This window comes from Chitinophaga eiseniae (assembly GCF_012641265.1).
GTDB classification, from domain to species: Bacteria; Bacteroidota; Bacteroidia; order Chitinophagales; family Chitinophagaceae; genus Chitinophaga; species Chitinophaga eiseniae_A.
In genome coordinates, this window is the sequence record NZ_JABAHZ010000001.1 from 634,810 (window position 1) to 657,835 (window position 23,026).

Consider the following 23,026-nt stretch of genomic DNA (forward strand, 5'->3'; position numbering starts at 1 on the left):
TCGGAAGCTATTATAAACCGCTCTGTTTCTTTTGTTAAACCCTCGTTTTGTTTCCCGTTTTGTCACCACAAACTTTTTCCTCATTTTACAAAGGTTTTATATATTTTTAATAATTGGTAGACGGTGGCTGACTTAGTTAGTCAGTCAGGTTGGCTAAATCGAACCAGGTACTGTCAATTATTACCTATATACTGACGATGAAAAAATTACACATCCACCTGTGGCTATGGTCATTGTTATCAGTAATGATATTACTCGGTGTGTCATGCAGGAAAAAGAATGATCCGGCACCGGCCAAGGAAACGAGGGAAGTGATTTTCCTGGGTAGCTTTGTACCAGATACGATCGCGCTGGAAAAAGAGAATGTGGTTGTTATCAGTTTCAAGAATTGCAAGGGGATGTTTAAATTCATCCTGGCACGGGTATCCAGTAATATGTACATGAGTTTTTTGAAACATGCCCGGAAAAGTGCACGACCGGTTAAGATATATATATATAAGGGAAGTACAGACATTGCAGATATAAAATAAAAAAGGCGGCAAGAAAAATTGCCGCCTTTTTTTATTTTACAGTTTCGTAGTGAAGGCATACCACGCCGGAAGAAAATGCGTGGCTGTTCAGCAATTTTAATGATACTTTTTCCGGGACATCTTTGAACAGTGCAATTCCTTTACCCAGTAGGACAGGGTTTACAAAGAGCCAGAATTCATCTACCAGGCCATATTGCATCAAAGTTTGCGTAGCGCGGGGACTACCGAATATGATGATTTCTTTTCCGGGTTTTTCTTTAATGGCCTGGATCTGTTTTTCAACATCGTCGTGAATGATGGTGGTTTTATCCCGTTGCTGACCATTCATGGTACGCGATAGCACCACTTTGTTCACCTGCTTGTACCAGGTACTGTGTTCAACATCATGTTTGCTGGGATTAGGCTTATCAGCAGCGGTAGGCCAGTAGGCTTCCATCATATCGTAGGTAACCCGGCCGTATAGGGCAGTGTCGGAGTTGTTGGTACGATCTCCTGCATAATCGAATATTTCATTGTCCACGCGGATCCAGTCCATTTCTCCGTTAGGACCAGCGATAAGGCCATCCAGGGTGATGTGCATGAAAGAAACTATCTTTCTCATATACTTGTTTTTTAGAGTGATTTACTGGCTTTTTTTAACCATGTTTCCAATTGTTTATCATCTGCCGTCAATCCTTTGGTAAGGATGGCTATTACGACAAAACAAACTTACTCCGGAAAAGTTACATGCGAGAGGTGCGATTAAGACATTTATAGGGGTAATTGCGTCAACTGTAAAATAACAAAAGCCCCTCGCTGAAGGCGAAGGGCTTTTGCGCATATGTCAGTATTGCTTAGAGATGTTTCAGTACTTCCGCGCCAATGGCTTCGGTGCCCAGTATTTTGTCGGCCGGGATTTGCTGATCTGCAATATCCCGGGTACGGAAACCTGCTTTCAGCACCTGGTCAACCGCGTTGATCACTGCCTCGGATTCTGCTTTCATTCCAAAAGAAATATCGAGCAGCAAGGCGGCCGATAAGATAGAGGCCAGCGGATTAGCCACGCCTTTACCGGTGATGTCGTGCGCGGAACCGTGAATAGGTTCGTATACGCCGGTGCCATCACCTACGGAGGCGGAAGCCAGCATGCCCATAGAACCTGCTATCTGGGAAGCTTCATCGGTGAGGATGTCGCCAAACAGGTTGGCGGTAACTACCACGTCAAAGCGGCGCGGATCTTTGATCAGCAGCATCGCCGTGGCATCTACAAACTGGTGTTCTACTTCTACGTCAGGATATTCAGGCGCAATCTTCTGGATCACTTCTCTCCACAGGCGGGAGGTTTCAATAACGTTGGCTTTATCTACGGAGCAGAGCTTTTTACGACGGGTACGGGCAGCTTCAAAAGCCTTACGGGCAATACGTTCTACTTCATAGCGACTGTATTCGGCAATGTCGTAAGCAGTATCACCATCATTTTTTCTTCCCTTCTCCCCAAAATATATATCACCGGTGAGTTCACGGAAAAACAGGATATCGGCACCCTTTAATATTTCAGGCTTGATACTGGAAGCGCCCAGCAGCTCATCAAACAGCTTAATAGGACGGAGGTTGGCATATAATCCAAGTTCCTTGCGCATCTTCAGCAAACCCTGCTCAGGTCTTACTTTGGCAGATGGATCGTTGTCGTATTTCGGGTGACCCACCGCACCGAATAATACGGCGTCTGATTTCCTCATCTTCTCCAGCGATTCATCCGGCAACGGGTTGCCGGTAGCTTCTATCGCCACATGGCCTATCAGCGCTTCATCATAAGTAAAGGTATGCCCGAACTTTGCGGCGATTTTATCCAATACTTTTTTTCCGACTGCAGTTACTTCCTGTCCGATTCCATCACCAGGAACAATTAAAATATGCTTGGTTGCCATTCAGTTGTTATTGAAAGTTTAAATTAAGTTCAGCATTTTCTGGGTCGCTTTAATAGCGGATACCGTCTGGTCGCTGTCCAGTCCCCGTGTTTTGAATTCTTTGTTACGGTGGCTCCAGGTAATTACGGTTTCACAGAGCGCATCTGTTTTCCCGCCGGGAGGGATACGTACGGCGTAGTCGGCCAGGGTAGGGAGTTCCAGCTTCAGCTTTTTGTATACCTTTTTAAGGGCATTCATAAAGGCATCGTATTGTCCGTCACCCTGCGCATGTTCTTCAAATACTTCTCCCTGTATGGATATTTTCACGGTGGCAGAAGGGTTGAGGTTCTTCGCATGGGTGAGTACATAGCTTTCTATATTCACCTTTTCCTGTATCCGGTTGCTGTCCAGTACATCCGAAATGATGTAGGGCAGGTCGGCCTGTGTCAGCATCTCCTTGCGGTCGCCCAGCTCAATGATACGCTGTGTTACTTTTTTCAGATCGGGATCCGACAGCTTGATGCCCAGTTGCTGGAGGTTGTTTTCGATATTGGCTTTGCCGCTGGTCTTACCCAGGGCGTATTTACGCTGACGACCAAAACGTTCGGGCATCAGGTCGCTGAAGTAGAGCTTATTCTTTTTATCACCGTCGGCATGAATACCGGCTGTTTGGGTAAACACATTTTCGCCCACAATCGGTTTGTTGACCGGTATGCGGAAGCCGGAAAATGTTTCCACCAGCTTACTGACGGTATAAAGCGATGTTTCGGCTACGCTGGTTTTTACTTCCGGTAGGAAGTCATGCAACACGGCGATGGCGCTGGCCAGCGAAGCATTTCCCGCTCTTTCCCCCATACCGTTGATAGTTAGGTGGATACCATGGGCGCCTGCTTTTACGCCTTCGAGTACGTTGGCGGTACCCAGGTCGTAATCGTTGTGCGCATGAAAATCGAAATGAATATCCGGGTAGCGTGTAACGATAGCCGTTATAAACTCCTTCACTTCATCGGGCGTCAGTACGCCAAGGGTGTCGGGTAGCATGATTCGCTTTACCGGCTGCTTTTGTAAGAAGTCGAGGTATTGAAAAACGTACTCCCGCGAATTACGCATGCCATTGCTCCAGTCTTCGAGATAGATATTGCAATCCAATCCTTTTTTCCTGGCGAGTGCAATTACAGCGGCTACTTCTGCAAAGTGTTCCGCTGGTTTTTTCTTTAACTGGTGCGTTAAATGATTCAGGGAACCTTTGGTGAGCAGGTTCATGACTTTGGCGCCGGCTTTTAGCATCCATTCTACCGATACATCGCCGTCAACAAAAGTTAATACTTCTACTTTCTGAATGAAGCCGTTTGCCTTTGCCCATTTGGTAATGGCTTTTACGGCTGCAAATTCGCCTTCGGAAACACGGGCCGAAGCAATTTCAATCCGGTCTACCTTTACTTCTGTCAGTAAAAGCTGTGCAATGGTTAACTTCTCCGAGGGTGAAAAAGATACGCCATTGGTTTGTTCCCCATCACGCAGGGTAGTATCCATTATTTCAACATGGCGCTGTTTCGCTGGCATCATCGTTTTGCAATGTTTTAGTACAGGCTCTTTTCTGTGAAGACTTTGATATCTTCTTTCATGGCCTGTAAGTAATCAATATCATCGAAGCCGTTCATCATGTTATGTTTTTTATAACCGTTGATGGCAAAAGACTCGCTGGCGCCGGTGGCTGCAATGGTGATGGTTTGTGTGGCGAGGTCTACTGCTATTTCCGCTTTGGGATCAGCCTCGATGGCGGTAAATATCTTATCCAGGAATTCGGGACTTACCTGTACCGGTAATATGCCGATGTTGAGGGAGTTGTTTTTGAAGATATCGGCAAAGAAGCTGGACACTACGCAACGGAATCCATAGTCGTAGATCGCCCAGGCAGCGTGCTCGCGGCTACTACCGCTACCGAAGTTTTTGCCGGCCACCAGTATCTTACCGGAGTAGATAGGATTGTTTAAAACGAAATCCTTTTTAGGGGTGCCGTCTGTTTCATAGCGCCAGTCGCGAAACAGGTTGTCACCAAAGCCTTTGCGCTCGGTGGCTTTTAAGAAACGTGCAGGAATGATCTGGTCAGTGTCCACATTTTCAATAGGCATGGGTACTGCAGAACTTTTCAGTATAGTGAATTTATCGTAAGCCATTGTTAAGTTGTCGTTTGTTGAATGATTGGAAAAAAGGTGCCGGCATCATTAAGCCATCAGCTCTCTCGGGTCGGTGACTACGCCGGTTACAGCAGCAGCTGCTGCTACCAGTGGGCTGGCCAGCATCGTGCGGGAGCCGGGTCCCTGTCTGCCTTCAAAGTTCCGGTTACTGGTGCTCACGGCATATTTGCCGGCAGGTACCTTATCATCGTTCATGGCAAGGCACGCGGAGCATCCGGGCTGACGCAGCTGGAAGCCAGCTTCGGTGAGGATGTCCAGGATACCTTCGTCTTTGATCTGTTGTTCTACGATATGAGAACCCGGTACGATCCAGGCGGTAACATGCTCCGCTTTCTTTCTTCCTTTTACGATAGAGGCAAAGGCACGGAAATCTTCAATACGGCCATTGGTACAGCTACCTATAAATACATAGTCCACTTTTTTGCCCAGCATGGCGTCTTCTTCATGGAAGCCCATGTACTGCAGCGACTTCTCGTAGCTGGCTTTGCTGTCGCCTGCCAGTGCGGAAGGAATATGATGTGTGATCCCCATACCCATACCCGGGTTGGTACCATAAGTGATCATGGGTTCAATATCAGCAGCGGCATAAGTATGCTCTACATCGAAGGTGGCGCCTTCATCTGTTTTCAGCGTTTTCCAGTAAGCCAGGGCTTTGTCCCAGGCGGCCCCCTGTGGCGCTTTTTCACGGCCTTTGATGTAGTTGAAAGTGGTTTCGTCCGGTGCAATCATACCACCACGGGCGCCCATTTCAATACTCATGTTGCACACGGTCATACGGCCTTCCATGCTCATGTTTTCGAATACTTCACCGGCATATTCTACAAAGTAACCGGTAGCACCGGCTGCAGTGAGTTTAGATATAATATAGAGTGTAACATCTTTAGGAGTAATACCCTTACCCAGCTTACCTGTTACGTTGATACGCATTTTTTTAGGCTTCGGCTGCATAATGCATTGGGAAGATAATACCATCTCTACTTCAGAGGTACCAATACCAAAGGCAATTGCGCCAAAAGCGCCATGGGTGGAGGTGTGAGAATCACCGCAAACGATGGTCATACCCGGTAAGGTGATCCCGTTTTCCGGGCCTACTACGTGCACAATACCGTTCTTGGGATTACCCAGGCCCCAGTGGGAAATACCATATTTATTGGAATTGGTTTCCAATGCCTTCAGCTGGTTGGCAGAAAGCGGATCCTGAACCGGCAAATGCTGGTTGATCGTTGGCGTATTGTGATCAGCTGTAGCAAAGGTCTTTTCAGGAAACATTACCTTTAAACCCCGGCCTTCCATTCCCAGGAAAGCCACCGGACTGGTTACTTCATGAATAAAGTGGCGGTCGATAAAAAATACATCCGGACCATCTTCAATTTTCCTCACAACATGTGAATCCCATACTTTGTCAAATAAGGTAGCGGGTTTATTGCTCATTTTTTAAAATTTTAAAAGTAGCTACTTGATTGTTCAAATTTATTCATAAAATCTGTTTTATTTCAATGTTTTTTCTAAGGATTGCCCATAAAAAGCGACAAATAACGGCTGTGAACGGGCGCTTGAGCCCGTTCTGTCCTATATTTTGTTGATAGTCAGATAATTGTAAATTCTGGAAAAAATAGTTGGAAAGAAAAAAAGAGGGAGCACCGCTCCCTCTTTTTTATAGCGTGTTCCTGCAAAACAGCTGATTCACAGGCTAATGGTATACCTTATCCGCTATTTAAAGTGATATCGGAATGCTTAATAATTGAAATGTTGCACTGGGGCGCCATCGATACCTATGTTCACCTCGTATTTTTTAAAGCCGGTAAACAGCGGATCCCTTTTTACATAGGCAATAAATCGGTCTGCAACGCCATGAAGTTGGGTTGAATCAGTGATAACCGGCGTGGTTAGTATTGTAAAACGAATGTCATGCTTTTCTACATTGGCGATCATGTCAACAATATTGGGAGAAGCCGCCGTCGCTTTGGCCATGTCTTTACCGGAATGATTGGCACCGGTGAAATTAAACTGGCAAAACGCCACCTCTTTGCCGAACTCCCGGTTAAAGTCAGCCGAATCCCTGATGAAGGATGTCACCGCACCCCCTACATTTACATTATCCAGTTGTGTAACGGGAGTTGTAGCGGAAGAAGGGGGTTGAGCTGAATGGCCACAGGCCAGCAAGATTAAAAATAATGATACGGGAATGAATACACGAACTTTTTTCATTGTGCTGGGGAGTATAGATAAAATGTTTGTAAGGTCCGTCAGAAAAGCCTTTTACCTGTCTACGAATATTTTCGTACGTGAAGATAGATAAAAGTTCAATATAAAAATTTTTTATGCAGATTATTTTTAACACCACCAGCTTAACTGGTTTTCCGGTAGTTAAGAATCGCCCAACCGTTTAAAATCAGTGCAAACACGACCAGGTACCCAAACTCCCGCTGCACATCCGCGAAGCCGCTGCCTTTGAGTACAATCATCCGCATTACTTTGATAAAATGGGTAATAGGGGTTAGGTGAGCAATAAGCCGGGCCCAGGGCGGCATACTGTCTACCGACGTAAAGAGGCCACTCATCAGCATAAAGATCATCATAAAGAAAAATGCCACAAACATGGCCTGCAACTGGTTGCTGGTATAGGTAGATACCAGCAAACCAAATCCCAGCAACGCTACCAGGTAAATGGCGGCAAACAGGTAAAGCAAAGCAAAACTGCCCACCGGCCAAATGCCATACACTCCCCAGGCTACCAATAAACCCAGCGTAAATACAATCAACCCCATCAGCCAGAAGGGTATCAGCTTGCCCAGGATAAATTCCCACTTTCGTATAGGCGTTACATTGATCTGCTCTATAGTGCCCACTTCCTTTTCCCGAACAATATTGAGCGCCGACATAAATCCACCGATCAATGTGAGCAGCAATACCAGTACAGCCGGTACCACGTAAAACTTGTAGATAGCCAGCGGGTTGTACCAGTTTGACCAGGTAAGATCTATACCCCCTGCAGCAGGCGACAGCCTGGCAGCGGTATTGACCGGCAGGTCTTTATTGAAATCGGTGATGGCGGTAAGCAGGTAGTTGCCGCCAATAGCGGCCTTGGTGCCGTTAATGGCATCGATGGAAATCCCTACTTTTTGTTGGCCTTCCCTGACCAGGTTTCGCTCGAAACCCGCAGGGATTTCCAGTACCAGGTCGGCCTTTTCCCGCTCTATATACTGCAACGCCGCCGGAAAGGATGGGGCGGCAGCCACCATCCGGAAGTAGCCGGAAGCCCCGATGGTATTGACCATTTGCCTGGAGTAACTGCTATGGTCATTGTCCACCACGGCCAGGTTTACCTGTTTTACATCAAAGTTCATAGCCAGCGGCAGGATGATCAGCTGCACGGTAGGCATGGCAAACATCATGGCCAGGATCGTTTTATCCCTGAAAATCTGGCGGAACTCCTTCTTCAGTAAATAACGCAGTACGCTCATGATAACCGGGTTTTAAAGTTTTTGAGGGCAATAGTGAGCAGCAACAGGGTCATCCCCAGTAGCACCAGCGTTTCTTTCCAGATGTACTTAAATCCCAGCCCCTTCAGCATCACCGCTTTTATAATGAGGAAATACCAGTGCGACGGCACCAGGTTAGCAATGACCTGGAACACCCCGGGCATATTTTCCAGCGGGAACATAAACCCTGTAAAGATCATCGTCGGAATCATCATCCCCATCATCGACAGCAGCAACGCTGTTTGCTGGGAATTGGTGGTATTGGAGATCATTAACCCAAACGAAAGACAGGTAATAATAAACAGCATGCTTTCCAGGAAAAGCAGTACGATACTGCCTTTGATCCCTACGTTCAGCACAAACACCGCCAGCACCAGGATGAGGATAAAGTTGAGCAGCGATAAGATAAGGTAGGGAATTGCCTTGGCAATCAGCACCATCAGCGGCCGGAAAGGCGATACCAGCAATATTTCCATGGTACCCAGCTCTTTTTCCCTGACAACGGAAACGGAGGTAAGCGCCGTGCACACGATCATGAGCACCAGGGCCATCACACCGGGAATGAAATTCAGGGAGCCATTGCCTTCCTCATTATACAGCATCCGCGGCTCCGGTATAATCAGGTAGGGCAGGGGCTTGCCGGGATTGATTTCCTGTTGGTAAGCAGTAGTGATGGCCGTAAGATAGTTGACCACCGTTTTGGCGGTATTGGGATCGGAACCGTCGGTAATGATCTGCAAAGGCGCACGGCCACGGTGTTGCAGATCGCTGCCAAAATTAGCCGGGAAAATGAGCGCACATTTGGCCGTACCATTTTTAAACGCGCCGGCAATATCGTTGAAGCCGGGAGCTGCCTCCGAGACTACGAAATAGGAAGAGGATTTTATTTTGCTGACCAGCTGTTGGGAATTCACGTCATGCGATTGATCAATCACAGTCAGCGTAATATCCTTTACCTCGCTGGTGAGGGCAAAGCCAAACAGCACAATCTGCGCTACCGGCAAGCCAAACATGATCAGCAAGGTGCGCCTGTCGCGGAATACATGGAAAAATTCTTTCCGGATGAATGCAAAAAACTGTTTCATACCTGATTTTTTAATCGCCGGATCTTTTGGCGCCGCGGGCCAGCTGATAAAATACTTCATCCATATTGTTGGCGTTGAATTGCGCTTTCAGCCGCGATGGGGCATCCAGTGCTTCCACTTTGCCATCTACCATAATGGTTACCCGGTCGCAGTACTCGGCTTCGTCCATATAGTGCGTAGTAACAAATACCGTAATGCCTGATGCAGCGGCTTCATAGATCATATCCCAGAACTGTCGCCGGGTAACCGGGTCCACGCCACCGGTAGGCTCATCGAGAAATACAATCCGGGGCCGGTGAAAGATGGCCACGGAAAAAGCGAGCTTTTGTTTCCAGCCTAACGGCAAAGCCCCTACGAGCTTTTTAGCTTCGCCGGTAAGTCCCAGTTTTTGTAATAAGGCATCGCTGCGCTTCTGTATCTCCGCGGCAGGCACCCGGTACACGCCTCCGAAGAATTCTATGTTTTCGGCTACTGTCAGGTTTTCGTAGAGCGAAAATTTCTGGCTCATGTAGCCGATATTTTTTTTGATGGACTCGGCTTGCCGGTATACGTCGTATCCCGCCACCTGCGCCTCCCCGGAACTGGGATGGGATAACCCGCATAAAATCCGCATGGCCGTGGTTTTGCCTGCGCCATTGGCGCCCAGGAAACCAAATATCTCTCCCTTATTTACGGCAAAGGAAATTTTGTTGACGGCATAAAAGTCGCCAAAACGCTTGGTCAGCTCCTTACATACTATTACTTTCTCTGCCATGCTATAGCTGGTTGTGCCTGGTTCATCAGGCGGATAAAACTATCTTCTATACCCGGTTGAATTTGTTCCATGCTAAGTTGTGTATGCCCTTTGGCCACCATGCTTTGCTGAATGGCCGCCATATTGGTTTGCTGTTCATTCAGCGTAATATGAATGCTTTCGCCGAAAGCATAACTGCTGTCAACTCCCGGTTCCTTCCTGAGCGCGGTCAGTAGCTGGTAGATGTTATCGGACCGGATGGCGTACAACGGTACCGGGAATTTTGACCGGATGCCATCGGGTGTATCGACCGATAAAATATTGCCGCCCTGTATCAGCGCTATTTTTTCGCAAAGCACGGCTTCGTCCATATAAGGCGTAGATACCAGGATGGTGATGCCCTGCTGCTTCAGGTTTTTCAGCATCTGCCAGAATTCTTTCCGCGACACCACATCTACGCCGGTAGTCGGCTCGTCGAGAAATAGTACTTCGGGCTTATGAATGAGGGCGCAGCAAAGTGCCAGCTTTTGTTTCATGCCGCCCGACAATTTCCCGGCGCGCCGGTCATTAAAAGGCTTGATCTGTTCGTAAATATCTTTGATGAGGGCATAGTTTTCGTTGATACTGCTGCCGAACAGGGTGGCAAAGAAATCCAGGTTTTCTTTTACCGTAAGATCCTGGTACAGGGAGAATTTCCCCGGCATATACCCTATTCTGTTACGGATTTGCCGGTAGTCTTTCACACAGTCGTAACCCAGTACGCTGGCCTGGCCTTTGTCGGGCAACAGCAAGGTGGTAAGGATACGGAACAGGGAGGTTTTCCCGGCGCCGTCGGGGCCAATCAGCCCAAATAATTCACCGGCGCCTACCTGCAGAGACACATCATTAACGGCCAGTACTTTTCCCTGGTCGTAATGTTTGGTGATATGATCCAGTACTACGGTACTCATGACTTCGGCTTGTTAATCAACATTTCTCCATACATGCCTATTTTCAGATAGCCATCATTCCTGACACTGATCTTAATGGCATATACGAGGTTGGCCCGCTCGTTTTTTGTCTGGATAGTTTTGGGCGTAAACTCTGATTTATCTGATATCCAGGTGATTTGCCCCGGGTAATATTTATAATCATTTTTTCCTTGATCAATGCGTGTTTGCACGGTTTGCCCCAGTTTGATATCAGAAAGGAGGGTGCCGGTAACATAGGCCTTCAGGTAAAGCGTGTCGGTATTAGCAATTTTAAATAAGGGTTTACCTATGGTAGCCATTTCTCCTTTCAGCGTATAGTTGGAAAGTACCATGCCGGTAATGGGGCTGATAATTTGTCCCCGGTGTATTTGCTCGGCATACTGTGCCAATGATTTTTCCAAAGGCGCTTTCTCGCTGAGGATGCTGCGGTTTTGCGTAGCCGTGTTGGCGTTATTTAATGCCAGTTGCTGTTTGGTGACGTTGATTTGCCGTTCCAGTTGTTCAATCCCGGCGTTAATATCATCCAGTTGTTTACGGGTGGCAGCATCACTTCTTACGAGGTTCTCCGTGCGGGTTCTTTCGCGGTATTGCTGTTGTAGTTGGGCTTCCTGTACCAGCAGCTGACGTTTTACCAGCTCCGTTTGCGGCTGCGTGTTATACGTTTTGTCATGCAACGCATCTATCGACGCCTGCACTTGTTCTTTTTGCAGGGTAGGGATGCTCACGTCAATTTGCCCCACGGCTTGTCCCGCGCTGAGGTGGTCACCTTCGCGCAGGGAGTATTGCTGGATCACGCCGTTTTGCTGGGCCGATACAATCACTTCATCTGCTTCAAAATTGCCCGCTGCATCAAAATTATTTTTGTTGGGGTTGCAGGCATTCAGAAGAAGTAGCAGCGCCAGTCCTGGTAGGATGTGAAGTTTCATAATGCAATAGTTGATCAGTTTCCCGAAGTGTTTTTATAATTGTATTGAGCCTGTAGTAATTGAATGCTATGGAGAATGCGCGCCTGTTTAGCGAGATGCTCCGAATTGAGCTGGGTAATATATTCGTGTACCGTGATCACGCCATTATCGAGCTGGGCCTGCGCGGATTGCAGTACCGCTGTTCGAAGGGCAATGGCTTTATCGTCTTGTTGCAGGAGGTCGGCGTATTTGCTGATATCCTGGTTTTGTTGTTGCAGCGTGAGCTGTGTATTGAATAAGAACGTGGCCTTGCTGACGTCGAGGTTTTGGCGGTTGATGTCCAGCAGCTGCCGGTTATTCTTCAGGGAGTACAGGCTGCCGAGCGACCAGCTGAGACGTACGCCGCCTATCCACCAGGGACCGAATTTATTGTCTACAATATTGAGCGTAGGGCGGCCGTAAGCGCCTTGCAGGAAGGCGTTGAGCCGGGGCAGGTAGTTGGTGGACAATTGTTTTTCCTGTATGTCGAATGCTTTCTTTTGCAAATCGTAGTAAGCCAGTTCCGGGCGGTTAATATTTTCGGGAGAAGCCATAGGCGCGGGCCAGCTAAGCGTAGAGCTGTCGCCCAGGGGCTGCTGGATAAACACGCCCAGCATATTCATATAGGCTTTCCAGTTAGCTCTGAATTCGGTGTCGGTCATGTCGGCATTCACAATTTCGGCTTTCAGTTCATCTACATTGCTCCGGTAGGCGGTGCCATTGGCGAGGGCGGCACTGGCTTTGTCGGCTGCTGTTTGGAGGTTGGCTTTCTTCAGCCGGTTTTGTTGCAGCTGGGCCTCCATGAGCAGGATGCCAAAATAGAGCTGGGTTACCCGTTCTCTGACCGCGTACAGATTTACCTCCAGCTGTTGTTGCTGAACGGCCTCATTGGCTTTACTGCTTTCCTTTTGCCATTTGCTGACACCGCCGTCATAAATTTGCTGACTGATTTCCGCTTGTATTTTGTATTGGTCTTTGCTGAGTTCAGGCGGATGTACGCCGGGAATAGCCGGAAGTACCTCCGAGAAATCGATGGTTTGCGATTGGTAGCTGGCCTGCCCGCTTATGGTGAGTTGTGGCAGGTATAACTTACCGGCGTTTTCTATGGAATATCGGCTGCTTCGCCGGATCAGGTCATATTGCCGGATCAGCGGATAGTTTTGCCGGGCCCTTATAAAACATTCCTCCAGGGTAAGGGTATTGCTTTGGGCTTTCCCACTCACCATAGTGATACCGAATACAAGGCAGCAGCAGAGAGTTTTAAAGACGTTCATGGTGCTATATCCAGTTTGAATAATTGTTTTGAAAAGTTGTTCAATTTCAGGGCAAAAAATTTTATTTAATCATGCCCTTTATCCAGATAGGAATCAGCTTTTTCCTTTCTTCCATCAGGATTTTAAACTCCCCGCCTTTCACGATCTTCTGCCTTTCCAGCAGTGGCCTGGCCAGGAAGGGCATTACCACAAACCCGATGATATTCATGAGCAGGTGCAGCGGTTGTATGGATAATTTACCCTGTTTTTGTAATGCAGCCAGCTGTTTGAAAAAGTGGGAGTGGAAGATGGCGTTTTTCCGCTCGCCTTTTAACAGCTCATCGCTGCCGGAAAAAATTTCGTTGACCATAAATAACGGGAAATCAGGGTTGGCTAACAGCATCGTAATATATTGATCCGCCACTTGCTCTACTTGTTGTTGCAGCGATAACTGCTCATTGTTTAATACGCCGGCCACGGTGTTGAGGAGCTTATCGATTACTTCTGCCATTACAAACTGGAACAATTTCTCTTTGCTCCGGAAGTAATAATTGACGAGCGACAGGTTGATATCGGCTTCTGCGGCGATGTCCCTTATTTTGGTGGCATGATAACCTTTGCGGGTAAACACCGTCCTGGCAGCGGCCTTGATCCGGTCTTCTGTGGAGGCGTCCATTTTTTCCTTCTTTTCTTTTACGGGCATAATCCGGTATTTGTTTACCAAAGATACAAAATTGAACAACTTTTTTGAAAAGTTGTTCAATTTTTTAAAAGTGAGCCGTAGAGACAAATAAATTGAGCCATCAACGAAAGTGGCCATCCGCTACAAAAGCGCACCTTTGTATTATTAATCAATAAAATAACGATGATGACAACCATAGCGTTAGGTAACAATGGACCGCTGGTATCCAAACTTGGATTAGGCTGTATGCGGATGTCCTCCATTTGGGGCGGCGCAACAAATGATGAAAACGAAAGCATTGCCACTATTCAAATGGCCTTAGATAGCGGTATTAATTTTTTAAATACGGGCGACTTTTATGGCAGCGGTCACAATGAACTATTGGTGGGCAAAGCCATCAAAGGTAGAAGGGACGACGCTTTTATAAGTGTTAAGTTTGGCGCCATCTTTTATGGGGGCAAATTACTGGGCCTGGACCTGCGTCCGGTAGCCATTAAGAATTTTATCAATTACTCCCTGGTACGTTTGGGAGTAGACACCATTGATCTTTATCAGCCCTGCCGGCTTGATGGCAGCGTTCCCATAGAAGACCTGATAGGAACGGTGGCTGACCTTATTAAAGAAGGGAAGGTGCGCTATCTCGGTGTTTCTGAAATAACGTCGGATCAACTGCGCCAGGCGAACAGTATTTACCCGGTATCAGCATTGGAAATAGGTTATTCCCTGGCAGACCGGCAGATTGAAAGCGACCTGCTTCCCACAGCCAAAGAACTGGGCATAGGTGTGGTAGCGTTTGCCAATACGGCCGAAGGGTTATTGACAGGAGAAATGAAAGCACCGCTTCCGGCAAATGATTACCACCTTCATTTCTCCCGTTTCCAGGGAGAGAACCTGGTAAAGAACCTCGAAAAGGTAGAAATGTTAAGGCAAATGGCCAGCGAGAAAGGATATACACCTACACAACTGGCCATCGCCTGGGTAAATGCCCAGGGCGATCATATTATGCCGCTGGTGAGCATGAGCAGGAGATCGAGGTTGCCGGAGAATATACAGGCGATGGAGATCACATTTACGCCAGAGGAGATGGACCTACTCAGTATCCACTTTTCGCAGGGCGCCATCCTGGGTGGTACCTACCTGCAGCGGTAATGACTGCTCATAAATCTGCGCTGTTTTATATCTTTATGTAATGATAAATCCAGTTGATATCGTTCCGGGAGTCATCTTTTTCTCTTATCTCTCTGCCGAGAGAAAGGAAAAGGTGGCCTTCCTGGAACATAAAACCCTGGTGATGCAGGTGTCGGGGCGTTTTACATTGGAAACTGCCCACCAGAGCATTTCTATGGAAGGCGGGGGCATGCTGCTGATTCAAAAAAATCAATTGGGAGAAATTATTAAGACTCCGCTCGAAGGAAAGCCATATCAAACCATTGTTATTCGCCTGCAGGAAGACCTGCTCAGGAAGATCGCCCTGGAAGAGCAAATCGAAATAGACGAGAAGTACACTGGCGCTCCCAATATTCATATTCCCGGAAACGTGTTTTTAGAAGCCTTCTTTCAATCACTGCTGCCATATGTGCAGCATCCGGGAGAAAAAATAACCCATGCGGTGGGCATGTTAAAAGTGAAAGAGGCAGTATATCTCCTGCTAAATACCATGCCAGCGCTCAAAGCGTTCTTATTCGATTTTTCGGAGCCTTATAAGATAGACCTGGAGAAATTCATGGTGAGCAACTTTCACTACAACATCCCCGTGGAGAAGTTTGCCCACCTTACCGGGAGAAGCCTTGCCGGCTTTAAGCGCGACTTTCAGAAAATATTTGGAATGCCGCCCCGGCAGTGGTTATTGGAAAAAAGACTGGCAGAAGCCAGGCATCTTATTGAGAAAAAGAATAAAAAGCCATCGGCTATTTATCTCGACCTGGGATTTGAAAGCCTCTCTCATTTCTCGCATTCGTTTAAGAAAAAATTTGGGAAGGCGCCAACGGCGGGTTAATTTATTCTCCCTCTGACGTGCGGGGCTGTACCTCACGATTTAGTATTTTATTATTGGTTCTTTTTGCAGTTGCCCAAAATTGGTTTAATGCAGTATTATCTTCCATCATCTGTTTTAGCCTTTCCGCTGGAGATTTGGAAAGCCAGATTTTTAGCTGCAGCTTCTTTATGTGAGATGGAGTATCAGTCATTTTTATAAGATGATTTTTTTATCCCAGAAAAATCGATTGTTAAAGTAAAGCTAGTAAATGTAAGCCAACCGAAAAATAACCACAATTATTAGATAAAAGATGTGCAAAGAATAGTATAATTTCGATATAAAAATTCTCATATTTTATCCCATGCAGCTCCCCGTCATACATGGTTACATCGATCGCCGCATACTGATTAATTTTACGGTAGCGCCACATACCTTAACACCTTTACTGCCGGCTCCTTTTCGGCCTAAACTATATAAAGACCAGGCAATAGCTGGTATCTGTCTGATAAGACTTGCCCATATTAAGCCCAAAGGATGGCCCGATACCATCGGTATCAGATCTGAGAATGCCGCGCACCGGATCGCCGTGGAATGGGACGAAGACGGCATCACAAAAGAAGGCGTATACATTCCCCGCAGGGATACCTCTTCCCGATGGAATGCACTGGCCGGCGGTCGGATATTCCCCGGAAAGCATCACCTGGCGAAGTTCCGGGTAGTCGAAGGGAACGGCCGTTACCAGGTAGGCTTTACCAGCGATGATAATACGTACATCTCAATAGATGCCAGTCTCTGTGGGCAATTTCCTGCTAGCTCCACATTTGATACGCTGGAAAATGCATCGGCTTTTTTTGAAAAAGGCAGCATGGGCTATTCTCCCGGCCGTTCCCAAACACTGGATGGCCTCTGTTTGCAGGCGTATCGATGGGAAGTAAAACCGTTGCAGTTACAACAAGTAGCATCCAGCTTTTTCGACAATACAGCCATGTTCCCAAAAGGAACGGTGCATTTCGATAACGCGCTTCTCATGACAGGTATTGAACATGAATGGCGCTCGCTGAAAACAATAGCCTGATAATCTAAATATTTGTCCCGTTTATCGCAGGTACATCACTCGCACAAAATGTAATTTTGCGCAGCAATGGATTTTAGTAATACCTTTGCGCTGACTTTAACTCATTTACTCGTAGCATGCGGAAACAACTCATAACGGTCTTTTTAATGCTGATCTGGCTTTGCCAGCTCTCCGGCCGTTATTTTGTGATGCTCGACTTTTACCTTAACCAGGAATATATTGCAAAGAACCTATGCGTTAACCGCAATAAGCCTGCTATGCATTGTAATGGTAAATGTCATCTCAGTAAAAAGTTAAAGGAAGAAGATAAACGCGACCAGGATAATCCCGAGCGCAAAGATCATCGCAGCGAAATCTTTTACGCGGCCTGGCTGGAACCTGCTTCGCTGACAGCCGCTGTAACCGCTAACATCGCTCACTATCCGCATCCCTATTGCATCGGCACACCTATTGACCAGCCCGATACTATATTCCATCCACCCGCCACATAATTATCCAACTATTATTAATCCTTTAATTTAACTGGTACACCCGTACCAACTTGATTGTTATTGCCTTTATCCTTCGCGTATACGTACGGGAAGCGGCATCCTATTGTTTATTCATCACAGCAATCTTATTGCTGCAATAACCTGTTATGCATTCATTTAAACATACTATATACAGCGCCCTCGTGGTGCTGCTTAGCTTTGCTGCCTGTAAAAAAGACGATGTTAAGCCGGAAACACCCGCGGGAGCCAAAGCCGTTTTGTCGATACAGTTCGATAATATTGCGGGCGACCGGAACCTGCAACTCAATACCGGCGCCTATACCAATGCTGCCGGCGAAAGCTTCAGCATCTCCCTGTTACAGTATTTTGTCAGCAACATCAAAGTCACCAATAACAGTGGACAGGAGTTTACCGTACCTGCCGACAGCAGCTATTTCCTGGTATCTGAAGCCAATGTGGCTTCCCAGTTTGTAAAAGTAAAAGTGCCGGAAGGCGACTATCAAACCCTATCCTTTGTGCTGGGGGTAGACAGCCTCCGGAGCACCATGGACATCAGTCGCAGAACAGGCGTACTGGATCCTTCCGGCGGCATGGGCGATGGCATGTACTGGGGCTGGAACAGTGGCTATATCTTCTTTAAAATGGAAGGAGAGTCCGCCGCCGCGCCGGCAGATCCCAGCGGCCAGCATAAGTTCCGGTATCATATTGGTGGATTTGGCGGCTATAGCGCGCCTACGCTGAATAATATTAAACGGATTACGATAGATCTGCGCGCAGGTGGCATCGCCAAAGTAAGACAAGGGCGCGAAGCCAATGTGCACCTCATGGCCGATATCCTGAAGGTGTTTAACGGTACCCGGACTATCAGCATCGCTGCCAACCCTACGGTGATGTTCAGCGATTTCAGCACCCAGGTCGCCAATAACTATACGCAACTGTTTCATCACGATCATACGGAAAACTAACTGGTATGAGTAAGTTGCAATGGATGATGATAACCGGCATCGTGTTATTTCTTTTTGCCTGTAGTAAAAGTGAACAGCTGGTGGCCATCTTTCAAGGTTTCCGTCAGCCGGCGGGATTCCCGGCGCCGGCCTATAAGCTGGCCAATAACCCGGTTACCAAAGAAGGATTTGAGCTGGGCAGGAAACTATTTTATGAGCCGCGGCTCTCCCGGAATAATACCATTTCCTGTGGCTTTTGCCATCTCCAGGCGTCTGCGTTTACCCATCACGGGCATGATGTGAGCCACGGGATCGATGATCGCCTGGGCAGCCGCAATTCCCCGCCTATTATGAACCTGGCCTGGAATACCGCGTTGATGTGGGATGGAGGAGTATTTGACCTGGACCTGCAACCAATAGCTCCCATCACCAACCCGGTGGAAATGGATGAAACCATGGAAAACGTATTACAAAAGTTACGCAACACGCCTCCTTACCCGGCGCTGTTCCAGCGGGCATTTGGCAGTACAGATATTACCACCGCCCGCATGATGAAGGCATTGTCGCAGTTTATGGTGATGCTGGTGAGCGACCAGTCCAAATACGATAGTGTTATGCGCAAACAAGGGGTCACTTTTACCGATGCCGAGCAACAGGGATACGCCATTTATCGTCGTCATTGCAGCAGCTGTCACCAGGAACCGTTGTTTACAGATCAGTCTTTCCGTAACAACGGCCTGGGCGCAGGTCCCAATAACGATCGGGGGCGCTACAACGTAACCCTGAACCCGGATGATCAATACAAGTTCAAAGTGCCCAGTTTGCGTAACCTGGCCTATACGGCCCCTTACATGCACGATGGCCGCTTTTATACGCTGCCGGCGGTGTTGCGCCACTATACCTCCGAAGTACAGGACATGCCCACCCTGGATCCTTTGCTGAAGCAAGGTGGGCATACCGGGTTTTCACTGACCGCTACGGAGCAGGAACAATTGCTGGCCTTTCTCCAAACCCTGAACGATAAGAAATTTGTGAATGATACCCGATTTGCTGAAGAGGCGCCATAAATAATGACACCATGAAAAAGATCAGTATACTCTGTATAATAATATTAGTCAGTTACTATACCGCCAACGCCTGCGATATCTGTGGCTGCGGTGTAGGCAGCTATTATATTGGATTGCTGCCCGATTTTAAACAACGTTTTATCGGGCTGCGCTACCAGCATAAAACCATGCGCTCCCACCTGGGGCCGGGTGGCACTACTTCTTATCTTACTACACAGGAAACCTACCAGACGGCAGAATTATGGGGCGGCTGGAATATAGGCCGTCGCTTCCGCGTGTTGGGATTTGTACCGGTAAACATCAACAGCCGCGAAAATCAGGGCATTGCCACCAGCAAGTCTGGTTGGGGCGATGTGGCAGCTGTAGGTTACTACCAGTTGCTGGATAAGCAGCACACCACGGGCAAGGGGCAACTGCTGGTACAATCGCTTTGGATAGGCGGAGGCGTGAAGCTGCCTACCGGCCGCTATGAGCCGGCAGAGCGCAAAGAAAATGAAGATGCGCCTAACAACTTTCAACTGGGTACCGCCAGCACCGATTTTACGCTCAATGCCGCATATGATATCCGCCTGATGGACATTGGCATCAATACCAATGTGAGTTATAAGCTGAATACAGCTAATAAGTACGACTACCGCTATGGTAATAAGTTTACAGCCAACGTGCTGGCATACTATAAAATTCGTGTAGCCGGTAAGGTGAGCCTGGCGCCCAATGCTGGTATCCTGTATGAAACAGCTGCGAAAGATAAGGAAGCGGGGAAATTTACGGTAGATATGTCCGGGGGATATTCGTTGCTGGCCACCGCCGGTATGGAAGCCACTGTCGGGAAAATATCCGCCGGCATAAACTTTCAGCCGGTAATATCCCAACAGCTGGCCGACCTGCGCGTAAAAGCAGGTAGCCGGGCCATGGTACACCTTACTTATTTGTTCTGAGTATGCTGCATATGAAAACGGATGGACTCCCCACGCTGATAATTAATGATAATCATTTTTTCTGGACCGGCAATGCCGCCGCATTCCATGCCTTGTATCCACTGGCACTGGAGCCGCAACGGCTGGGGTGCTACCTGTTACTATGTGCCGATCCGGCAGGAGGGCTGGTTACCATCGATAATAGCCAGGTACACCTGGACCAGTCCGGCATTATTTGTATCAAGCCCAATAGTGTGGCCAGTATACACGTGCACAGCGGGAGCGTGATCTGTTTTACGGAAGACTTTTTCTCCCTGCGGTATAACAGCAATGTATTGTACCAGTTTTCTTTCCTGGCTAAAGAACCGGGTAGCTTTATTCCGCTGGATAGGCTAACACTGGCCAAATGGCAGCAGCTCACGGGGTTGATGCAACAGGAATTTCATTCGCGGTATAAAGGGGCCGACAGGGTACTTCGTTCTTACCTGAATATTCTACTCTGTATGCTGGATCAATGTTGCAGTACGGAGGCACCTGCTGAGAAGAATAATAGCCGCGATGAAAAGATCAGGGTGTTTGAGCAGCTGCTGGAAGCACATTATAAAGTACATAAAACGCCTTCATTTTATGCTTCACAATTACATATCACTACCAACTACCTGAATAAATTATGTCAGCAGTGCAAACATACTTCCAGCGGAGAACTGATACGCAAAAGAGTAACAATAGAAGCGCAGCGATTGCTATACCATACTGGATTGTCGGTGGCTGAAATTGCGGATACGCTGGGGTTTGAGAGCGCTTCTTACTTCGCCACCTTCTTTAAAAAAAATACCGGCATCCCACCGGAACGCTTCAGAAAACGTGAATAGAGATAATAGGTAGATTCTCGCAGAGGCACAAAGCACCATGCTGCTTTGCGCCTCTGCGAGAAAAATATCCTCTGCTTACTGCAACACTTCTTTCACCGGTTTACCCACGCATCCGCTGGGCATCTGTATATGCAGCATGGCAGCCAGGGTAGCGGCAATATCTGTCATATGCACCGTTTCGTTGGTAGCGCCATGTTTTACATGCCAGCCCATAAATACAAGCGGAATATGGATATCAAAAGGGTTCCAGTTACCATGGGTAGTGCCTTTCAGCGAGCCTTCAAACCATCCTGGCTCAGGGATTACGATCACGGGACCGGTACGTTTACGGTTATAACCGTTGATAGCCATAGATTGAATAGGCTCTGGCAACGGGTTTACGCCGGCGTTATCCAGGTCGGCTGCAAACTGGATACCCGGCTGCGCTTCGAAATATTGAATGGTAGCCTGTTTGATGGCGTTGTAATCCAGTTTGTTGGCAGCGATCTTGACTTTGTCATAGCTCACATGGTAGTTCATGAAGGAAGTAGCCAGTTTGCCGATGCCGAAACGCTGTGTCAGCGCACTATCCAGGCCGGTCAGTAGTTTAGGTTCCTCTACTTGTCCTGCGGGCAGGTTGTGCTCCTGCATAAACTTAATAGCATGTGCAGCGCCATGGTCGGCGGTGAGGAATACCAGGTAGTTACCTTTGCCGACTTTTTTGTCGAGATAACTGAAGAAGGCCGACAGGTCTTTATCCAGGCGCAGGTAAGTATCTTCTACCTCGATGGCGTTGGGACCATATTTATGGCCTACGTAGTCGGTAGAAGCGCAGTTGATGGCCAGGAAGTCGGTCGCCTCCCCATTGCCCAGGTCGTATCCATCTACGGCTGCCTTAGCGAAATCCAGGGTAAGCGTGTTACCGAAAGGAGTGGATCTCAGGGTACCCGGATCTGCCTTGTAGGCGTCTTTCAGGCTGTGTGGAAATACCGGCGCTTTTTCTCCCGGAAAAGTTCCTTCCCAGGCAACGTCGTCTGCTGAACTTTGTACGTAAGTATTGATGGGATAGAGCGGCTTCCATGGTTTAGACATCAGGTCCTGTGGCTCTTTGCGGTCGTTGAAACGCTTTACCCAGGACGGAAGTTCGTTCATATAATAGGTGCTGGTAATAAAGCTGCCATTGCTGTCGTCGAGCCAGAAGGCGCCGGTGGGCGTATGCCCCGCAGGCAGGATAGAGGCACGGTCTTTCAGGGATACGCCTACTACCTTGGAGCGGAAGTTGGTGGCAAATCGCAGTTCATCGGTAATCGTGGAGGCCAGCAGGTTACGCGGCGACATTTTGCCGGCATTGCCGTTGCTGCCTACGCCTGTTACGATGGTATCTTCGGTGCAATACCAGGTTTTGCCGGTCAACTGATCAGGCCAGTCATTGCCTGTAATACCATGGATGGCGGGAACACTACCGGTATATACAGTACTGTGCCCTACGGCCGTATAAGATGGAAGGTGACTGATAAATGTGTTCTCGCAGGAAAAACCTTCGCCCAACATACGTTTGAAACCACCGGCCTCGTAACGGTCGTAATACCGGTATAAATAATCCCAACGCATTTGGTCCACTACAATACCTACAATCAACTTGGGCTTTTCATTGACTTGCGCTACGGCTGTTAATCCCTGTAACGCAGTGAAGGCGCCCAGGACAACAGTAGCCACTGTTTTTGTCATTCCATTCATAGTACTGATTTTTTCATTTTTTAGGTTCACGCCCCAAAACGGGAATCGGCAAACGTAATAAAAAAATAGTAAAGTACAGGACTTTAGGGAGGAGTGGTAGTTCCGCTATCCGGGGCAGGTTGCTGAAAAGATATATTGGGAACGGGCTTGCAGTCGCTGTAGTTGTTTTGTAGATGCTGGCGTAGATAGCTTGTAGGCAGCTTAA

Annotated in this window: 23 protein-coding genes; 9 read left to right on the plus strand and 14 right to left on the minus strand. The window is 47.8% G+C overall.

Annotated features, from left to right (window positions below):
- Positions 1-197: 197 nt before the first annotated feature.
- Positions 198-530, plus strand: a complete 333-nt coding sequence (locus HGH91_RS02460; RefSeq protein ID WP_168736867.1) for a hypothetical protein — start codon at positions 198-200, stop codon at positions 528-530.
- A 31-nt stretch (positions 531-561) separates the two neighbouring features.
- On the opposite strand, the gene HGH91_RS02465 is transcribed toward HGH91_RS02460, so the two are convergent.
- From HGH91_RS02465 to HGH91_RS02525, 13 genes are all read right to left on the minus strand, one after another.
- Entirely contained in the window at positions 562-1,131 is a 570-nt protein-coding gene (locus HGH91_RS02465; RefSeq protein WP_168736868.1) for a dihydrofolate reductase family protein, read from the minus strand.
- 232 nt (positions 1,132-1,363) lie between these two features.
- Entirely contained in the window at positions 1,364-2,437 is a 1,074-nt protein-coding gene (gene leuB / locus HGH91_RS02470; RefSeq protein WP_168736869.1) for a 3-isopropylmalate dehydrogenase, read from the minus strand.
- A gap of 18 nt (positions 2,438-2,455) precedes the next feature.
- Positions 2,456-3,982 carry an alpha-isopropylmalate synthase regulatory domain-containing protein gene (locus HGH91_RS02475; RefSeq protein ID WP_247651635.1) on the minus strand — a complete coding sequence of 509 codons (1,527 nt, stop codon included), beginning with the start codon at positions 3,980-3,982 and terminating at the stop codon, positions 2,456-2,458.
- A 14-nt stretch (positions 3,983-3,996) separates the two neighbouring features.
- Positions 3,997-4,593: a 3-isopropylmalate dehydratase small subunit gene (gene leuD, locus HGH91_RS02480; protein WP_168736870.1), complete on the minus strand. Its 597-nt coding sequence runs from the start codon at positions 4,591-4,593 to the stop codon at positions 3,997-3,999.
- A gap of 48 nt (positions 4,594-4,641) precedes the next feature.
- Positions 4,642-6,045, minus strand: a complete 1,404-nt coding sequence (gene leuC / locus HGH91_RS02485) for a 3-isopropylmalate dehydratase large subunit (RefSeq protein ID WP_168736871.1) — start codon at positions 6,043-6,045, stop codon at positions 4,642-4,644.
- Positions 6,046-6,348: 303 nt separating this feature from the next.
- Positions 6,349-6,822: a hypothetical protein gene (locus tag HGH91_RS02490; protein WP_168736872.1), complete on the minus strand. Its 474-nt coding sequence runs from the start codon at positions 6,820-6,822 to the stop codon at positions 6,349-6,351.
- Positions 6,823-6,962: 140 nt separating this feature from the next.
- Positions 6,963-8,078, minus strand: a complete 1,116-nt coding sequence (locus tag HGH91_RS02495; RefSeq protein ID WP_168736873.1) for an ABC transporter permease — start codon at positions 8,076-8,078, stop codon at positions 6,963-6,965.
- Positions 8,075-9,181 carry an ABC transporter permease gene (locus tag HGH91_RS02500; RefSeq protein ID WP_168736874.1) on the minus strand — a complete coding sequence of 369 codons (1,107 nt, stop codon included), beginning with the start codon at positions 9,179-9,181 and terminating at the stop codon, positions 8,075-8,077. The genes HGH91_RS02495 and HGH91_RS02500 overlap by 4 nt, the downstream gene beginning before the upstream one ends.
- A 10-nt stretch (positions 9,182-9,191) precedes the next feature.
- Positions 9,192-9,935: an ABC transporter ATP-binding protein gene (locus HGH91_RS02505; protein ID WP_168736875.1), complete on the minus strand. Its 744-nt coding sequence runs from the start codon at positions 9,933-9,935 to the stop codon at positions 9,192-9,194.
- Positions 9,920-10,864 carry an ABC transporter ATP-binding protein gene (locus tag HGH91_RS02510; RefSeq protein WP_168736876.1) on the minus strand — a complete coding sequence of 315 codons (945 nt, stop codon included), beginning with the start codon at positions 10,862-10,864 and terminating at the stop codon, positions 9,920-9,922. Before HGH91_RS02510 ends, HGH91_RS02505 begins: the two co-directional genes overlap by 16 nt.
- Positions 10,861-11,811, minus strand: coding sequence for an HlyD family secretion protein (locus HGH91_RS02515; RefSeq protein ID WP_168736877.1), 951 nt, complete (start codon positions 11,809-11,811; stop codon positions 10,861-10,863). Before HGH91_RS02515 ends, HGH91_RS02510 begins: the two co-directional genes overlap by 4 nt.
- A gap of 14 nt (positions 11,812-11,825) precedes the next feature.
- Positions 11,826-13,103, minus strand: a complete 1,278-nt coding sequence (locus tag HGH91_RS02520; RefSeq protein ID WP_247651636.1) for a TolC family protein — start codon at positions 13,101-13,103, stop codon at positions 11,826-11,828.
- A gap of 61 nt (positions 13,104-13,164) precedes the next feature.
- On the minus strand, positions 13,165-13,785 hold the full coding sequence (locus HGH91_RS02525) for a TetR/AcrR family transcriptional regulator (protein WP_168736878.1): 621 nt from the start codon (positions 13,783-13,785) through the stop codon (positions 13,165-13,167).
- A gap of 162 nt (positions 13,786-13,947) precedes the next feature.
- Here HGH91_RS02525 and HGH91_RS02530 point away from each other — a divergent pair, with 162 nt between their 5' ends.
- The 8 genes from HGH91_RS02530 to HGH91_RS02565 all read left to right on the plus strand — a co-directional run bounded on the left by HGH91_RS02530 (position 13,948) and on the right by HGH91_RS02565 (position 21,105).
- Positions 13,948-14,913: an aldo/keto reductase gene (locus HGH91_RS02530; protein WP_247651637.1), complete on the plus strand. Its 966-nt coding sequence runs from the start codon at positions 13,948-13,950 to the stop codon at positions 14,911-14,913.
- A gap of 40 nt (positions 14,914-14,953) precedes the next feature.
- Entirely contained in the window at positions 14,954-15,760 is an 807-nt protein-coding gene (locus HGH91_RS02535) for a helix-turn-helix domain-containing protein (protein ID WP_168736879.1), read from the plus strand.
- A gap of 340 nt (positions 15,761-16,100) precedes the next feature.
- Positions 16,101-16,814, plus strand: coding sequence for a DUF2071 domain-containing protein (locus HGH91_RS02540; protein ID WP_168736880.1), 714 nt, complete (start codon positions 16,101-16,103; stop codon positions 16,812-16,814).
- 116 nt (positions 16,815-16,930) lie between these two features.
- Positions 16,931-17,305, plus strand: coding sequence for a hypothetical protein (locus tag HGH91_RS02545; protein WP_168736881.1), 375 nt, complete (start codon positions 16,931-16,933; stop codon positions 17,303-17,305).
- 146 nt (positions 17,306-17,451) lie between these two features.
- Positions 17,452-18,270, plus strand: coding sequence for an MbnP family protein (locus HGH91_RS02550; protein ID WP_168736882.1), 819 nt, complete (start codon positions 17,452-17,454; stop codon positions 18,268-18,270).
- Between the two features lie 5 nt (positions 18,271-18,275).
- Complete coding sequence (locus tag HGH91_RS02555; protein WP_168736883.1) at positions 18,276-19,316, plus strand: cytochrome-c peroxidase; 1,041 nt, start codon at positions 18,276-18,278, stop codon at positions 19,314-19,316.
- A gap of 11 nt (positions 19,317-19,327) precedes the next feature.
- Positions 19,328-20,254 carry a transporter gene (locus HGH91_RS02560; RefSeq protein WP_168736884.1) on the plus strand — a complete coding sequence of 309 codons (927 nt, stop codon included), beginning with the start codon at positions 19,328-19,330 and terminating at the stop codon, positions 20,252-20,254.
- A 2-nt stretch (positions 20,255-20,256) separates the two neighbouring features.
- Positions 20,257-21,105: a helix-turn-helix domain-containing protein gene (locus HGH91_RS02565; protein WP_168736885.1), complete on the plus strand. Its 849-nt coding sequence runs from the start codon at positions 20,257-20,259 to the stop codon at positions 21,103-21,105.
- A 75-nt stretch (positions 21,106-21,180) separates the two neighbouring features.
- Here HGH91_RS02565 and pafA read toward each other — a convergent pair whose 3' ends face one another.
- Entirely contained in the window at positions 21,181-22,821 is a 1,641-nt protein-coding gene (gene pafA / locus HGH91_RS02570) for an alkaline phosphatase PafA (RefSeq protein WP_247651638.1), read from the minus strand.
- Positions 22,822-23,026 lie beyond the last annotated feature (205 nt).

Bases quoted from the DNA above. Each gene is read 5' to 3' on its own strand.
- HGH91_RS02460 (WP_168736867.1), top strand. From the start codon at position 198: ATGAAAAAATTACACATCCACCTGTGGCTATGGTCATTGTTATCAGTA.
- HGH91_RS02465 (WP_168736868.1), bottom strand. From the start codon at position 1,131: ATGAGAAAGATAGTTTCTTTCATGCACATCACCCTGGATGGCCTTATC.
- leuB (WP_168736869.1), bottom strand. From the start codon at position 2,437: ATGGCAACCAAGCATATTTTAATTGTTCCTGGTGATGGAATCGGACAG.
- HGH91_RS02475 (WP_247651635.1), bottom strand. From the start codon at position 3,982: ATGATGCCAGCGAAACAGCGCCATGTTGAAATAATGGATACTACCCTG.
- leuD (WP_168736870.1), bottom strand. From the start codon at position 4,593: ATGGCTTACGATAAATTCACTATACTGAAAAGTTCTGCAGTACCCATG.
- leuC (WP_168736871.1), bottom strand. From the start codon at position 6,045: ATGAGCAATAAACCCGCTACCTTATTTGACAAAGTATGGGATTCACAT.
- HGH91_RS02490 (WP_168736872.1), bottom strand. From the start codon at position 6,822: ATGAAAAAAGTTCGTGTATTCATTCCCGTATCATTATTTTTAATCTTG.
- HGH91_RS02495 (WP_168736873.1), bottom strand. From the start codon at position 8,078: ATGAGCGTACTGCGTTATTTACTGAAGAAGGAGTTCCGCCAGATTTTC.
- HGH91_RS02500 (WP_168736874.1), bottom strand. From the start codon at position 9,181: ATGAAACAGTTTTTTGCATTCATCCGGAAAGAATTTTTCCATGTATTC.
- HGH91_RS02505 (WP_168736875.1), bottom strand. From the start codon at position 9,935: ATGGCAGAGAAAGTAATAGTATGTAAGGAGCTGACCAAGCGTTTTGGC.
- HGH91_RS02510 (WP_168736876.1), bottom strand. From the start codon at position 10,864: ATGAGTACCGTAGTACTGGATCATATCACCAAACATTACGACCAGGGA.
- HGH91_RS02515 (WP_168736877.1), bottom strand. From the start codon at position 11,811: ATGAAACTTCACATCCTACCAGGACTGGCGCTGCTACTTCTTCTGAAT.
- HGH91_RS02520 (WP_247651636.1), bottom strand. From the start codon at position 13,103: ATGAACGTCTTTAAAACTCTCTGCTGCTGCCTTGTATTCGGTATCACT.
- HGH91_RS02525 (WP_168736878.1), bottom strand. From the start codon at position 13,785: ATGCCCGTAAAAGAAAAGAAGGAAAAAATGGACGCCTCCACAGAAGAC.
- HGH91_RS02530 (WP_247651637.1), top strand. From the start codon at position 13,948: ATGATGACAACCATAGCGTTAGGTAACAATGGACCGCTGGTATCCAAA.
- HGH91_RS02535 (WP_168736879.1), top strand. From the start codon at position 14,954: ATGATAAATCCAGTTGATATCGTTCCGGGAGTCATCTTTTTCTCTTAT.
- HGH91_RS02540 (WP_168736880.1), top strand. From the start codon at position 16,101: ATGCAGCTCCCCGTCATACATGGTTACATCGATCGCCGCATACTGATT.
- HGH91_RS02545 (WP_168736881.1), top strand. From the start codon at position 16,931: ATGCGGAAACAACTCATAACGGTCTTTTTAATGCTGATCTGGCTTTGC.
- HGH91_RS02550 (WP_168736882.1), top strand. From the start codon at position 17,452: ATGCATTCATTTAAACATACTATATACAGCGCCCTCGTGGTGCTGCTT.
- HGH91_RS02555 (WP_168736883.1), top strand. From the start codon at position 18,276: ATGAGTAAGTTGCAATGGATGATGATAACCGGCATCGTGTTATTTCTT.
- HGH91_RS02560 (WP_168736884.1), top strand. From the start codon at position 19,328: ATGAAAAAGATCAGTATACTCTGTATAATAATATTAGTCAGTTACTAT.
- HGH91_RS02565 (WP_168736885.1), top strand. From the start codon at position 20,257: ATGCTGCATATGAAAACGGATGGACTCCCCACGCTGATAATTAATGAT.
- pafA (WP_247651638.1), bottom strand. From the start codon at position 22,821: ATGAATGGAATGACAAAAACAGTGGCTACTGTTGTCCTGGGCGCCTTC.